Below are 13,573 nucleotides of genomic sequence, written 5' to 3' on the forward strand. Positions count from 1 at the left end.
CTCCTTCGGCTTGATGTCGAAGGACACGTCGCGGACGACCTGCCGCCACGCACCCTCGACGCGAAACGACGTGCTCAGGTTGCTGACGGAGAGGATGGGGGAGGCGGCGTTTCCGTTCACGGGGCTCATTCCTGTTCTCCCGAACTGTTGTGATGTGATCGGCCGCGGGGCGCTGGATCAGACATGGCTTTTGAAGCGATCCCAGCTGTTCTCTATATGACGGCGCAAGATGTCGGAGAGCTCGCTCTTCCGCCGGGCGCAGAGATGCTCGATGATCGCCTCATGTTCAGCGAGCGCTTCCTGCCATTCGGCCGGGTTGTCGCTGCCCATGAAACGGACGCGCTTCAGCTGCGACTGCAGGGATCGATGCGTCGCGATCAGCGTCTGGTTATCCGATAGCTTCACGATATAGGAATGGATATCCTGGTTCGCATTGAAATATTGCAGCCGCTCGTTCCGCTCGAAATGGGCGACCATGCGGTAATGCATGGCCCTGACCTCTCCGATCTGCGTGTCCCTCGCCTTCTCGCAGGCGAGTTGCCCCGCGAAGGGTTCGAGGACCGCAAGCACTGACAACATGTCGTGAACATCCTTGCGGGTCAGCTTGCGAACGATCGCGCCCCGGTGTGGGACGAGTTCAACCAGCCCCTCGCTGGCGAGATATTTCAGGGCCTCGCGCAGCGGTGTCCGGGAGATCTCGAGCATCTCGCCGAGGCGTACCTCATGAATCCTCGCGCCGGGCTCGAATTCGCCCTGCGCGATCATGTCCCGGATCCGAGCCACGATACGATCGTGCAGCGTCTGACGCTCGATGACGAAGCGCCGGAGGCCGCCGGATGACGCATGTTGCTCGGCTTCCGGGAAATCGGTCACCGTCGGGTCGGGGAATGGCATGCGTGGCGTAACACCTTGTCGATGAGGCTGCCGGGCGGGCGCGGTTGAGGCGCAACCGGGACGGCGGGGAACTCCCGTCCCGGCGACCACGACCGTCAGTGGGCTCCCAGAGCGAGTTTAGGCACGGGTCGAGCGAATTCGGTCCCGACAAGCAGGGTTTCGATTGCCTTGGCCGCGGCCATGACCGTGAGGTCGCTATGCATCCGTCCGACGATCTGGATGCCGAAGGGCAGGCCGAGATCGTCGACGCCGCAGGGCAGCGAGGCGACCGGGTTGCCGGTCACGGTCAGTGTCGAGGTCAGCGCCGCCCAGTGAACGTAGTTCTCCATGGCTATGCCGTCGATCTCACGCGGGAAGAGGTCCTTGGCGGGGTAAGGCGGGATCGTGACCGTCGGGCAGATCAGCAGGTCGTGCTCGTCGAAGAAGGCGTCGAGGTCGCGGATCAGGCGGTACTGCTCGCGATAGGCCGCGCCGATCTCGCGGGCGGTCATCTTGAAGGCCGCTTCGAGATTGGTCAGGACGTTGGGGTTCACGTCGTCGTTGTACATGTGCATGCGGTCTTCGTGTCGCGCGATGAAGTCGACGCCGCGAATGGTCCAGAAGATCTCCACTGCATTGCGGAAGTCCGGATCGGCATGGGCGCTGTCCTTGAAGAAGGACGCGAGATGCTTGACCCTCGCCTCGAAGCCGGCGCGGATTGGGCGCGACAGCGGCGCGATGCCGAGATCGGCCGAGAATGCGACCTTGAGCTTGCTGAGGTCGCAGGCCGGTGGGGAACGGAATTCGCGCGAGTCACGCGGAAATGCCAGCGGGTCGGCGCTGCACCGGGTCGCCATCGCCGCCAGCATCAAAGCAAGGTCGTCCATGTCGCGCGCCATCGGCCCCTGGGCCTGATAGGTTGTGTAGGCGATGGCGCGCTTAGCGCTGCCCATCACCCCCGGAGAGCCGCGAAAAGCCGTCACGCCACAGAACGAGGCCGGAATGCGCAGGCTGCCGCCGGTGTCCGAGCCGGTGGCGAGCGGCATCATGTTGGTCGCCAGCGCGACAGCCGAGCCGCCGGAGGAGCCGCCGCAGGTCCGTTCGAGATCGAACGGGTTCAGCGTCGTGCCGAACAGCTTGTTCGTGGTGTTGGCGCCGGCTCCGAATTCGGGCGAGTTGGTCTTGCCGATGACGATGCCGCCGGCTGCCCTGAGCGAGCCGACGACATGGTCGTCCTTCTCGGGGACATGGTCCTTGAACAGCAGCGAGCCATAGGTGGTCCGGATGCCGGCGGTATCGTTAAGTTCCTTCACGCCGAAGGGCAGGCCGTGCAGCAACGGCAGGTCGTCGCCGCGGACGACGGCCGCGTCCGCCGCCTTCGCCTCGGCCCGCGCGCGGTCGAAGGCCGGCGTGTTGACGGCGTTGACGAAGGGATCGGCATATTCGATCTGCGCGATGCAGGATTCCACCAGCTCGGCCGATGAGAGCTGCTTGTTGCCGATGAGGCGTCGGGCTTCGGTCGCGGATAGGTCGCAGGGGCGAGTCAAGTCGGTCTCCGGAAAACAACAGAGGGGGAGAAAGGGTGTGGAGCTGTCACGGGTCCACAGATTTGGGATCGAGGGCGATGCGCAGCCCGTCCTGGAGCAGGTTCAGCCCGAGCACGAGGAAGAGGATCGCCAACCCCGGAAAGATCACGATATGCGGGGCGATCAGCATGTAGTTGCGGCCGCTCGCCAGCATGCTGCCCCATTCCGGCGTCGGCGCCTGCGCGCCGAGGCCGAGGAAGCTCAGGCTGGATGCGGTCAGCACAGCGATGCCGATGCGCAGCGTCGCCATCACCGTGATCTCGCCGGTGATGTTGGGCAGGATGTGCCTCAGCATGATGCGCCCGTTGCGCATGCCCATCGAGCGCGCGGCTTCGATATAGGGCTCTTTCATCAGGGCAAGCGTCGCCGAACGCGCGATCCGGGTGAAGATCGGAATGGTGTAGACCGCGACCGCGATCATCGTGTTCGTCAGACTTGGGCCGAGGATGCTGACGATGACGATCGCGAGCAGTACGCCCGGGAATGCCAGCATGACGTCGATGACGCGCATCAGCACGATGTCGAGCTTACCGCCGAAAAAGGCGGCGACGACTCCGAGCGGGACGCCGACCGACATCGCCAGCGCAACCGACAGCACGCCCTCAAGCAGCGAGATGCGCGCGCCATGGATGACACGTGAGAGGAGGTCGCGCCCGAGCTCGTCGCGGCCGAAGAGATGCGCCCAACTCGGCCCTTCCAGCATCGCGCCGAACTCCGGCCGGAACGGGTCGTACGGAGCGATCCAGGGCGCGAAGAGGCCGCAGAAGACGATGATGGCGACGATGATGCCGCCGGGCAGCGCCGGCTTGGACCTGCGGAATTTCTTCCAGAAGCGGGCCCATTCGGAGGAACGCTGCGGCTTGAAGGGCTCGGCCGCGCTGGGCACGGTTGTGTCGACGTTTTCCGTGAAAGACATCGTCAGGCGACCTCGACGCGGGGATCGACCAGGCCGTAGAGCAGGTCGGTCAGCAGATTGATGATCACGAAGGTGACGGCGATCAGCAGCACGGAGGCCTGCACCAGCGGCAGGTCGCGCGAGGAGATCGACTGAATGATCAGCCGCCCGAGCCCGGGCCAGCTGAACACGGTCTCGGTGATGACGGCGCCGCCGAGCAGATATCCCATCTGCAGGCCAACTACGGTGATCACCGGCATCAGCGCGTTGCGCAGCCCGTGACGGGTAATCACGCGGAAGCCCGACAGGCCCTTGGCATAGGCGGTGCGGACATAGTCGCTGTCGAGCGTCTCGATCAGCCGGGCGCGCATGACCCGGGCGATGATCGCCGCGTTCGCCAGGCCGAGCGTCACGCACGGCAGGATCAGGTGCAGCCAGCTGTCATTGCCGGTGAGCGGAAGCCAGCCGAGCTGCACGGAGAAGACGATCATCAGAACCAGGCCGACAAAGAAGGCCGGTGCCGAGATGCCGATCAGCGACAGGACCAGGATGATGTTGTCGAGCGCTCTGTACTTGAACGCGGCGCAGAGCACGCCCGAGACGATGCCGACGACGACAGCGAAAAGCATCGCCGCGCCCGCCAACTGCAGGGTGTTGAGATAGCGGTGGCCAATCTCCTCGACCACGGTCCGTCCGGTCTTGAAGCTGACGCCGAAATCGCCGGTGACGGCGCGCCCGACGAAATGCAGATACTGCTCGACGATCGGCCTGTCGAGGCCGAGCGATTTGCGCACGTTCTCGATGTCTGCCGCCGTGGCTTCCGGGCCGGCGACCACCTGCGCGGGGTCGCCCGGCGTCGCGTGGAGCATGAGGAACACCACGATCGAAACACCAATTAGGGCCGGGATCGCGAAGATTATGCGTCGAATGATGAAATGGAACACGTCGCACCCTGGGTTTCGCGCGGCTCGTCAGCTTGCGGCGCGGCGAACGGCACGGCCGGGCGAAGCTCGCCCGGCATGCTCTGGCGGTGCCTCCCGCCGCGTCGACGCGGGAGGCGCAAGACGCTTGCGCTAGACGAAGCGCGCGCCGTTGAAGTCGATGAACTCGTTGCGCTTGATCACGATGCCATCGACAGTCTTGGCTGCCGCAAAAAGCTGCGGTGAATAGAACAGCGGGATCAGGGGAACGTCCTCGCTGATCGTCTTAAGCGCCTCGGCGACGGTCGCGTTGCGCGCGGCCGGCTCGAGCTGCGTGCGCTGCTGCTCGATCAGCGCGTCGAGGGCGGGATTGCTGTAGTTGCCGTAGTTGCTCGGGCCGCCGGTCTTCATCACGAGGTTGAGCGACACGTCGGCGTCGGCGGTCGGCGAGCCCTCGCTCAGCATATAGGCGGCGGCGCGGTCGCGGGCCCGCAGCATGCTGAGATGGGTCGGGAAGTCGACTGTCTTGAGGCTGATCTTGAAGCCGGCGGGGGCCGCCTGGGCCTGGATCGCCTCGGACACTGCGCGGTCGTTCAGATAGATGCCGAGAGTGTGATAGAAGTCGAAGGCCACGCCGTCCTTGAAGCCGGCCTCCTCGAGCAGCTTCTTGCTTTTGGCGGGATCGTACTCATAGGGCGTTGATGCGGGCAGGCCCAGGATCGACGGATCGATGAAGCTACGGCTGACGTCGCCCTTGCCGTTCATCACATGCTTGATCAGCGCGCGAGTGTCGATCGCATGCGCCAGCGCCTGGCGAACCTTCGGGTTGTCAAAGGGCGCCATCTTGGTGTTCAGGCCGAAATAGACCGTGCGCTGGCTCATCGCCGTGATCAACTGGGCGTTGGGAGCCTTTTCGAGGCGGGGCAGCATCGCCGGCGTGATGTTGTCGATGAGATGCGCCTCTCCCGACAGCAGGACGAGAATCCGCGCGCTGTCCTCCGGTACGACGCGGAACTCGAGGCCGCGGATTTTGGGGCTGCCGCCCCAGTAGTCCGCGTTCGAGTCGAGCCGGATGCGCTCGCCCGGTCGCCATTCTGCCAGCTTGAACGGGCCGGTTCCGGCCGGCGAACGGCCATAGTCCTTGCCGTGCTTCTTCGCGGCCGCGGGGCTGACGATGCCGAGATTTTCCATCGTCAACTGCGCCAGCAATGCAGCGTAAGGGCGCGGCGTCTTGATCACGACCGTCAGCGGGTCGACCACTTCGACGGCCGCGATCTGCTCGCCCATGCTCCGCCGCGGCGAGCCGGTCGCCGGATCCTTGAGGCGCTCCAGCGAGAAGCGTACCGCCTCGGCATCGAAGTTGCTGCCGTCATGGAACTTGATGCCCTTGCGCAGCTTGAAGGTCCAGCTGACGCCGTCAGCCGCCGTCTCCCAGCTTTCGGCGAGCAGCCCGGCGAAGTTGCCGTCGGGCGCGCGCGCGACCAGCGTTTCGTGGATCTGCATCGCGACGCGGCGCGTGCGCAGATCGGTCGAGAAATGCGGGTCGAGCGTCGAGGCGTCCGCGCCCGTCGCATAGATCAGATAGGTGTTTTTGCTTGCCTGTGCCCGGGCCGGGCCGCCGATACCGGCCGCGATCGCAAGCGCTCCGGCGGATTGCAGGGCGCGCCTGCGGCTGATGGTGGCGGTCATGTCCATTCTCCTCGTGATTATCGTTGTCGAATTTAGGCCGGCTGCCCCGTGCCTTCGCGCAATGCCCGGAGCGTCGGAATCAGGCGCGGGAAGACGCGCACGAGCGTGCGCATGCCGTTGATGAATCCCGCCAGATCCATGCTCTCGTTCGGCGCGTGGTTGGCCTGGTCGTGGGTGGCGTGCGGAATCTCGAAGCAGGGCTGCCCGAGGATGTCGGTGAAGACATAGTTCGGGCCGGCGCCGCCGATGTTCGGAAAGACGATCGCCTCGCTCCCGTAGACCTCTTCCAGCGTCTGCGTGATGACCGGCAGGACGGGGTGGTCGACCGGCGTGCGCGACGGCGTCACCCGGTTGAACGCGTGAATTTCGATGTCGTCGAAGCCATGGGCGTCGAGATGCTGGCGCAGCTTGGCGACGATGTCGGCCGGCTTCTGGTTCGGCACGAGCCGCATGTCGAGCTTGGCGGTGGCGGTCGCCGGCAGCACGGTCTTCGAACCCGGGCCGGTATAGCCGCCAAAGATCCCGGCCACGTTGCAGGTCGGCTCGGTGATCAGGTTGAAATAATAGCCGTCGTGGACCCGCCCCGGCAGCAGCGCGTCCACGCCGAAGAGTTGCTTCAACGCAGCTTCGTCCTCGGGAATCCTGTCGATCGCCGCCGCTTCGAGCGGGGTGAGCGGACGGACATCGTCGTAGAAGCCCTCGATGGCGATGCGGTTGTCCGGCGTTTTGAGCGTGTTCAGCGCCCAGATCAGACGCCATGTCGCGCTCGGAACGCCGGTCGCGCGCATCGAGTGCTGGTCGCCGCTGGTCGTCCGTGCCCTGAGCTCGACATAGGCCATGCCCTTGAGCCCGAGGATGACCATCGGCCGCCCGGATTCATGGATGTGGCTGTCGGAGAAATAGGTGATGTCGGCCGCCAGCAATTCGCGATGGCTTTCGACGAAGGGCGCAAGATTGGGGCTGCCGATTTCCTCCTCGCCCTCGAACATGAACTTGAACGAGAGCGGGAGCTCGCTGAGGACCGCGCGGAACGCTTCAATCGCCTTCAGGTAGATGAAGATCTGCGCCTTGTTGTCCGAGGTGCCGCGGCCATAGATCTTGCCGTTGCGGATCTCGGGCTCGAAGGGCGGCGAATCCCAGAGTTCCAGCGGCTCCGGCGGCTGGACGTCGTAATGGCCGTAGATCAGCACGGTCGGGGCGCCTTCCTTCAGCGCCTCGCCATAGATGATCGGATGGCGCGCTGTTGGGAAGACTTGGGTTGCGATCCCGACATCCTGCATCTGCCGGACCAGCAGCTCAGCGCATTCGGTTATCCCCTCGTTGCGCGTCGAGATGCTGGGCTGGCGCAGCAAGGCGAAGAGCTCTTCGAGGAAGCGCTCCTTGTTGTCGTCGATGTACTGGTCGAGGCGGAAATCCAGATCGTTCATCTGCTCGCTCATCGTCAGGGCACGGGCCGCGTTCAGGCGCCGGTCGCCACGGCGAGCACGCGGTCGAGCGCCACGAGATCGACCGGATGCTCGCGCTCGTTCGCCATGGCGACGACGCAGCCGCTCTCGCGCAGGATGATGACCTTCTGGTCGCTGGCTCCGGCCGCCCAGGCCACGCTCTCCGGCACGCTGGGGAAGACCCGGTCGCTGTTGGACCGGAAGCAGGCCGCATAGGTCGCCCCCGTATGCGAGGGCGTCAGCGCGTAGTCGACCCAGCCCTCTGGCAGCAGGCGCTCGCCGTTCCAGACGCCGTCCTGGACGAAGAGCAGACCGAAGCGCGCATAGTCCCGCAGCACCGCGAAGCCGGCTCCGGAGGCAATGAAGTTGCCGTGCATGTCGGCGGAGTGCTGGTAGGAGTGCATGCCGATGCGGTCGGCCAGGAGCGCATAGAGCGTCTCGTGATAGGGCAGGCCGCGCTTCTCGATCTCGTTGCGGATAATCGAGCCGAGGACGTTGATGCCGGTGTTGATGTAGCGGTAGTTCTCGCCGGGAAGCGTGACCTGGCTGGCGCGCTGCGCCACGTCGAAGGCGTTCTCGGCGTTGTAATAGACGAAATTGTCCTCGAACACGTGGCTGCAACCGCCCTTGCCGTCATAGGCCGGGAAGCCGAGGCCCGAGCGCATGCGCATCAGATTGTCGAGGGTGATGCGCGAGCGGACGTCGCGCGGATTGGTCCAGGCGGGGGCCGGTGCGCGGTCGTAGACGCTTCCGAGCCAACTTTCCTGGACGAGCCGGCCGATCAGCGTGCCGGTGATCGCCTTGGTCATCGACCAGCTCGGCGTCACGCGGTCCGGCCGGCCGGCGTCGCCATAGCGCTCCAGTACGATTCCGTCGGGCTTGGCGATCATCAGCCCGTAAAGCCCGGCCGAGCGCTCGAACAAAGTATCGGCGGCGGCGGCGAGTTCCGGCGCGGCAACGACTTCTGCATGGCTGTCGCCCAGCGGCCAGGCTCCGGAGCGGTCCGCCGGCCGGCGCTTGATCGGAGCGGGGTCGAAAGCCGGCTCGCGATGGCCGGCGAGGACGATGCCGCCATAACCCTCGCGGGCGATGGCGCGCCCGTGCACGGGGGCGCCGAAGGCCGCGTCGGTCCAGGTCACGGTGACGGCTTTGTCCTGGTCGGAGGCCTCGATCGCGATCGCCTTGCTCTGCCAGGCGGTCTCGACCAGCGTGGTGAGGGCGCCGTGGTCGCGCCCCTCATAGAGCCCCTCGGAGACGCCGGCGATCAGCGGGCGGAAGCGGGCATCGGCGGTCCGCCGGTCGAGCCCAGTCACGTAGAGCATGTCGATATAGCGCTTGGCGAAGAGCGCGACCACCTTTTCGCGTAGCTCGCGCTCGCCGCAGACATAGACGTAAGGCGCCGGGATCTCCGCTTCGGCACCGGGCCGCATGAGGGGCAGGTTGCCGTCGAAATGAACGAATTTCTGTTTCATGTCAGGCTTTCCTGTAATCGTCCTAGATGCGGCGCCGGAAGCGCGGGTCGAGCGCATCGCGCAGCCCGTCGCCCAGTACATTCACGGCGAGCACCGTCACGGTGAGCGCCAGCGCCGGGAAGAAGAGGAGCCAGGGCGCCGATCCGATGAAGGAGCGACCCTCGGCGATGATGTTGCCCCAGCTCGGGATCTCGGAGGGCGTGCCGAGCCCGAGGAAGCCGAGGCTGGCCTCGGCGAGGATGGCCGACGCACAGAGAAAGCTGGCCTGGACCAGGATCGGCGCCGCCGCGTTCGGCAGGATGTGCCTCAGGATGATGCGTATCGGACCGGCGCCCATCGAGCGCGCCGACTCGACGTAGAGAAGCTCCCGCAGGCTCAGCACGACCGAGCGAACCAATCGCACGACGCGCGGGATGTCCGGCACCGAGATCGCGATGATCACGCTGGTCACGCTGGATCCGAACATGGCGAGGAAGGCGATGGCCAGCAGGATGCCGGGAATCGCCATCAGCCCGTCCATGATCCGCATCACCACGAGATCGACATAGCGGCTGTAGCCGGCGAGGACGCCGATGGCGCTGCCGACGACGGTGCTCACCGCGGCCACGGAGATGCCGACGAGGAGCGAGATCTGCGCGCCGTGGATCACCCGGCTCAGCACGTCGCGGCCGAGATTGTCGGTTCCCATCGGATTGGCTTCCGAAGGGGGGCGCAGCCTTTGGCGGCCGGAAATCGCCATCGGGTCGTGCGGGGCGATGTAGTCGGCCAGCAGCGCGGCCAGGATCAGCACCACGACGATTGCGGCCGCGATGGCGGAGCTGGGATGACGGCGGATGGTGGCCGCGAGCGAGCGCGCTGCGCCGAGCAGCGCCGGGGCGAAGGACGTCATTCGTCTATCCCTCGATCCTGGGGTCGAACAGCCGGTAGCTCAGATCGATCGAGAGGTTCACGACGACGTAGCCGATCGACAGGAAGAGGATGACGCCCTGGATGACGGGGTAGTCCCGCTTGAGGACGCTATCGATCACGAGGCTGCCGATGCCGGGAATCGCGAAGACGCTCTCGACGATCACGACGCCGCTGAGGAGCCCGGCGATGCTGGTTCCGATCACGGTGACGATCGGAATGGCGGCATTCTTCAGGACGTGCAGGACGATCACCGTCCGCGGGGCCAGGCCCTTCGCATGGCCGGTCCGGACATAGTCCTCGGAGAGCACCTCCAGCACGGTCGCGCGCGTCACCCGGGCGAGGAAGGCGGCCGAGATCAGGCCGAGCGTGAGCGACGGCAGCAGGATGCTCTTCAGCCAGGGTTCGAAGCCGGATGCGAGCGAGGCGTAGCCCTGCACCGGCAGCCAGTCGAGCTTGAAGGAGAACAGCCAGACGCCGCCATAGCCGAGGACGAAGGACGGCAGCGAGAAGCCGAGGACGGCGATGGTCATCACCAGCCGGTCGACCCAGCTATGCGACATCACCGCCGCGAGCGCGCCGAGCGGAATGGCGGTGGCGATCGCCACGAGCATCGCGCCGGCGGCCAGCGAAATCGTCGGCTCCAGCCGCTGCATGATCAGGGTCGTGACGGGGATCTTCGAGAATAGCGAGGAGCCGAAATCCCCCGTCAGCACGCGCCCCAGCCAGAGCGAGAACTGCACGATCACCGGCTGGTCGAGCCCAAGATCGCGCCTCACGCGCTCGATCTGCTCCTCGGAAGCGAAATCGTCCGACATCATCGCCGCCGGATCGCCCGGCGCCATCTGCATCAGCGAGAAGACGACGACGGCGACGACGAAGCAGATCGGGACGATGCTGAGAACGCGATAGACGACGGAGTTCATCTGCTGGCCTCATCTACGGACGCGGTCGGGGCAGTCTCAGTCCTTGGTGAGGTTCCAGAAGGTCGGAACCTCGGACTTGATGATGCCCTTGATGTTCGTCCGGTAGGCGGAGGCCTCGAAGGTGTTCCCGATCGGAATATGGGGAACATAGGTCCAGGCGAGCTCGTGGAACTTCCGGTTGATCTCGTGCGCGACCTTGTCGTCCGTCGCGAACGAGAAATCGATGCGCAGCTTCTCCATTTCGGGATTGTCCGGCCAGCCGAAGAAGGCCCGCTGCGGGTTCATCCAGAGGTAGTGGTTCTTGACGATGGTATCGACGGTCAGCCCGGCCGATGCCGCGTGAAAGATGCTCCAGCCGCCTTCCGTCGGCGGCGTCCGCCGCGCGCGCGAGGTCAGCAGCGTGGCCTGGTCGGTGGGCCTGATCTCGACGTTCATGCCAATGCTGCGCAGATTCTGGGCGGTGATCAGCGCGTATTGGTGGATGCTCGGGATGTCCTGCGCGTCCAAGATCACGATCTTCTCGCCTTTGTAGCCGCCCTCCTTGAGGAGCTTGCGGGCGAGGGGGAGATCCTTCTTGCGCAGGGTCGCGCCCGGCATCTCGACCGCCCAGGGCGAGCGGCAGACGAGATAGGAGGCGCAGACCTTGTAGTATTCGGGATCGCCGATCGCGAGGCCGAGATATTCCTCCTGGTCCACGGTCGCCATCACCGCCTGCCGGATCTTGACGTTGTCGAAGGGCGGCTGGGTCATGTTCATGCGCAGCACGGCGTCGAAGCCGCTGTCGTCGAACACCGCGACCTCGACGCCCTGGCTCTTCTTCAGATCGGCGATGTATTCCGGCTGGACGCTGACGATCCAGTCGATCTCGCCCTTCTTCAGGGCGGAGACGGCGGTGCGCTTGTCGGCGATGTAGACCCATTCGACGCGATCGACATTGACATGCTTGCCGCCCGACATGAAGTCGGGAGCCTCGCTACGTGGCGAGTAGGCCGTGTTCTTGTCGAAGATGGCGCGCGAGCCGGGCTTCCACAGATCGTGGCGGAAGATGAAGGGACCGCTGCCGTTGACCTTGCTGATCGACTGGGTGATCGGAAGCTCCGCGTCGGCCTTCGGCATGATGAAGGTCGGCGTGTGAATGTTCGCAAGGTAATCGAGGATCTTGAACTCGCGCGACAGCGTGAACGAGAAGGTCTGGTCGTCGACGATATCGACGGAGGTCACGAGCGAGGCGAAGTGGATGAAGCGGTTGCGCTGAAGCGCACGCTTCACCGAAGCGGCGACGTCCGCAGCCGTCACCGGGCTGCCGTCGTGGAATTTCAGCCCGGTCCGGATCTTGATGGTGTGGACGAGCTTGTCCGGCGAAAGGGACCAGCTATCGGCCACCTGGGGCGCGATATTGCCCTTCGAGTCGATCGAGAACAGCGTGTCATAGGCCATGAAGCCGAGGTAGCGCGGCAGGTAGCCGGTCTGCGCGTAAGGGTCGATCAGATTGAGATCGTACAACATGCTGACGCGCAGCGTTTTCTCATGCGCGAGCGATGATGTCGACTGCGACATCACCATGGCTGCCCCGAGAGCAATGGAAACGGCAATAGCCTTCAACATAATAAAGAAATCCTCCAACCCGTATCCTAGATTCGATATCACGCGCCGAGGTGTGTTGTTTATTTTTGCGCGCAAGGCCCGTTTTTAGGGGGCGGAGTTATTTTCGTATTGTTATTTTTATTATGATATTAAATTCACTAATGGACCCTATAAGGAGATTTGAGACGTGTCAAGCATGCTGCATACAGAGTTCAACATTTCGCGTGTTGGCTCCGGTGCAGGAGCGCCCAACCGACGCATGGCAGAGAAAAGCAGGCAACGCGCGGCCCGCCACGGTATAAATGCAAGGAACGGCAAGGGCGGCTCATTTCCAGCCGCGCCCTTGAGGAACGCGCCAGCCTAGCGCGCGGCCTGCGTCGCCTCGCGCGCAAACCCCAGTCTAAAGGAAGGCAGCCGGCAGAGCTGACTGCCCCTGCGGTTCGGCAATTCCGGCAGGGTCTGGTGGTCGTCCAAACGCAGCCATCCCGCTCCTCGGATGGCTCGATCTCGGCAAAACGCGGTGAGGCTTATCCGGATTTTCCGAGGCTATTCAGCAGTGAACTGCATGCATCCATGACGTGGCTATGAATTAACTGAGATGCACTCTGGGCATCGCCTGCTCTACAGGCGGCAAGAATCTCGCGATGTTCCTGATCAGCTACGGCCTGACCAGCGGACAATGACAGCTGAATTCTGAGGAAACGCTCGATCCTGTCGTTCACCGACCGGATGAGGCCGACCATGAAGGGGCGGTTGGCGTCCTCGTAGAGGCAGGAATGGAACTTCCAATTCAGCTCGGCCCATTTCGCGACATCCGTCTCCGCGGCGAACTGGTCGGAGTAATCCTGGGCCGCGGCGAAGGTCGCGGCCGTCATCTGCGGTACGGAAAGCTTGATTGCATTGGCTTCGAGCAGAGCCCGGACCTCGAAGATCTGGACGATCTCGAACTGGGACATCTCCGTGACGACCGCGCCGCGATTGCGCTGGAAGATGACGAGCCCTTCGGCCTCGAGACGTTTCAGGGCCTCGCGAACCGGTATCTTGCTGACGTTGAAGAGGCCAGCGATCTCATCCTGGCGGATCGGCAGACCTTCCTTGATCTTGCCGCTCATGATCGCTTCGCGAAGATGGCGCGCGATGACGTCGGAAGCCGTCGGCCTCGCTCCCAGATCCTCTGCCTCGATCAGCGACATATCCACCCTTCTCCCCGCGGGCATGAACCCTAATGAAGGGTGAGGCCGGTGTCAGCATCGCAGCCGACGCCGGCGAGGCGGTCA

The 13,573-nt window shown here is 64.5% G+C and carries 12 protein-coding genes; 1 reads left to right on the forward strand and 11 read right to left on the reverse strand.

Going from position 1 to position 13,573, the window contains the following annotated elements:
- Positions 1–177: 177 nt before the first annotated feature.
- The 10 genes from ASE63_RS14230 to ASE63_RS14275 all read right to left on the reverse strand — a co-directional run bounded on the left by ASE63_RS14230 (position 178) and on the right by ASE63_RS14275 (position 12,218).
- A complete protein-coding gene (locus ASE63_RS14230; protein ID WP_082609941.1) occupies positions 178–894 on the reverse strand; it encodes a GntR family transcriptional regulator in 717 nt (238 codons plus the stop codon).
- A 95-nt stretch (positions 895–989) separates the two neighbouring features.
- The gene (locus ASE63_RS14235; RefSeq protein ID WP_056802162.1) at positions 990–2,420 is read right to left on the reverse strand and encodes an amidase; all 1,431 of its coding nucleotides are present in this window, start codon (positions 2,418–2,420) and stop codon (positions 990–992) included.
- A gap of 46 nt (positions 2,421–2,466) precedes the next feature.
- Positions 2,467–3,375, reverse strand: a complete 909-nt coding sequence (locus ASE63_RS14240; RefSeq protein ID WP_082609942.1) for an ABC transporter permease — start codon at positions 3,373–3,375, stop codon at positions 2,467–2,469.
- A gap of 2 nt (positions 3,376–3,377) precedes the next feature.
- The gene (locus ASE63_RS14245) at positions 3,378–4,298 is read right to left on the reverse strand and encodes an ABC transporter permease (protein WP_082609943.1); all 921 of its coding nucleotides are present in this window, start codon (positions 4,296–4,298) and stop codon (positions 3,378–3,380) included.
- Between the two features lie 129 nt (positions 4,299–4,427).
- Positions 4,428–5,963 (reverse strand): ABC transporter substrate-binding protein, encoded by a 1,536-nt coding sequence (locus ASE63_RS14250; RefSeq protein ID WP_162261773.1) that lies wholly within the window; start codon positions 5,961–5,963, stop codon positions 4,428–4,430.
- 32 nt (positions 5,964–5,995) lie between these two features.
- A complete protein-coding gene (locus ASE63_RS14255) occupies positions 5,996–7,390 on the reverse strand; it encodes a M20/M25/M40 family metallo-hydrolase (protein ID WP_082609954.1) in 1,395 nt (464 codons plus the stop codon).
- A gap of 32 nt (positions 7,391–7,422) precedes the next feature.
- Positions 7,423–8,880 (reverse strand): serine hydrolase, encoded by a 1,458-nt coding sequence (locus ASE63_RS14260; RefSeq protein WP_056802169.1) that lies wholly within the window; start codon positions 8,878–8,880, stop codon positions 7,423–7,425.
- 22 nt (positions 8,881–8,902) lie between these two features.
- Positions 8,903–9,769, reverse strand: coding sequence for an ABC transporter permease (locus ASE63_RS14265; RefSeq protein WP_056802171.1), 867 nt, complete (start codon positions 9,767–9,769; stop codon positions 8,903–8,905).
- A gap of 4 nt (positions 9,770–9,773) precedes the next feature.
- The gene (locus ASE63_RS14270) at positions 9,774–10,712 is read right to left on the reverse strand and encodes an ABC transporter permease (protein ID WP_056802173.1); all 939 of its coding nucleotides are present in this window, start codon (positions 10,710–10,712) and stop codon (positions 9,774–9,776) included.
- 36 nt (positions 10,713–10,748) lie between these two features.
- Positions 10,749–12,218, reverse strand: a complete 1,470-nt coding sequence (locus ASE63_RS14275; protein WP_162261774.1) for an ABC transporter substrate-binding protein — start codon at positions 12,216–12,218, stop codon at positions 10,749–10,751.
- On the opposite strand from ASE63_RS14275, the gene ASE63_RS28020 reads away from it, so the two are divergent.
- Complete coding sequence (locus tag ASE63_RS28020) at positions 12,217–12,405, forward strand: hypothetical protein (RefSeq protein WP_210169317.1); 189 nt, start codon at positions 12,217–12,219, stop codon at positions 12,403–12,405. The two genes, ASE63_RS14275 and ASE63_RS28020, sit on opposite strands and share 2 nt — an antisense overlap.
- A 418-nt stretch (positions 12,406–12,823) precedes the next feature.
- Here ASE63_RS28020 and ASE63_RS14280 read toward each other — a convergent pair whose 3' ends face one another.
- The gene (locus tag ASE63_RS14280; protein ID WP_156410350.1) at positions 12,824–13,489 is read right to left on the reverse strand and encodes a GntR family transcriptional regulator; all 666 of its coding nucleotides are present in this window, start codon (positions 13,487–13,489) and stop codon (positions 12,824–12,826) included.
- Between the last annotated feature and the right edge of the window lie 84 nt (positions 13,490–13,573).

The organism is Allobosea sp. Root381, assembly GCF_001429395.1.
Classification (GTDB): domain Bacteria; phylum Pseudomonadota; class Alphaproteobacteria; order Rhizobiales; family Beijerinckiaceae; genus Allobosea.

What these genes read in the sequence shown, in the direction of transcription:
- ASE63_RS14230 (WP_082609941.1), bottom strand. Translation starts at nt 894, where the DNA reads ATGCCATTCCCCGACCCGACGGTGACCGATTTCCCGGAAGCCGAGCAA.
- ASE63_RS14240 (WP_082609942.1), bottom strand. Translation starts at nt 3,375, where the DNA reads ATGTCTTTCACGGAAAACGTCGACACAACCGTGCCCAGCGCGGCCGAG.
- ASE63_RS14250 (WP_162261773.1), bottom strand. Translation starts at nt 5,963, where the DNA reads ATGACCGCCACCATCAGCCGCAGGCGCGCCCTGCAATCCGCCGGAGCG.
- ASE63_RS14255 (WP_082609954.1), bottom strand. Translation starts at nt 7,390, where the DNA reads ATGAACGATCTGGATTTCCGCCTCGACCAGTACATCGACGACAACAAG.
- ASE63_RS14260 (WP_056802169.1), bottom strand. Translation starts at nt 8,880, where the DNA reads ATGAAACAGAAATTCGTTCATTTCGACGGCAACCTGCCCCTCATGCGG.
- ASE63_RS14265 (WP_056802171.1), bottom strand. Translation starts at nt 9,769, where the DNA reads ATGACGTCCTTCGCCCCGGCGCTGCTCGGCGCAGCGCGCTCGCTCGCG.
- ASE63_RS14270 (WP_056802173.1), bottom strand. Translation starts at nt 10,712, where the DNA reads ATGAACTCCGTCGTCTATCGCGTTCTCAGCATCGTCCCGATCTGCTTC.
- ASE63_RS28020 (WP_210169317.1), top strand. Translation starts at nt 12,217, where the DNA reads ATGCTGACGCGCAGCGTTTTCTCATGCGCGAGCGATGATGTCGACTGC.
- ASE63_RS14275 (WP_162261774.1), bottom strand. Translation starts at nt 12,218, where the DNA reads ATGTTGTACGATCTCAATCTGATCGACCCTTACGCGCAGACCGGCTAC.
- ASE63_RS14280 (WP_156410350.1), bottom strand. Translation starts at nt 13,489, where the DNA reads ATGTCGCTGATCGAGGCAGAGGATCTGGGAGCGAGGCCGACGGCTTCC.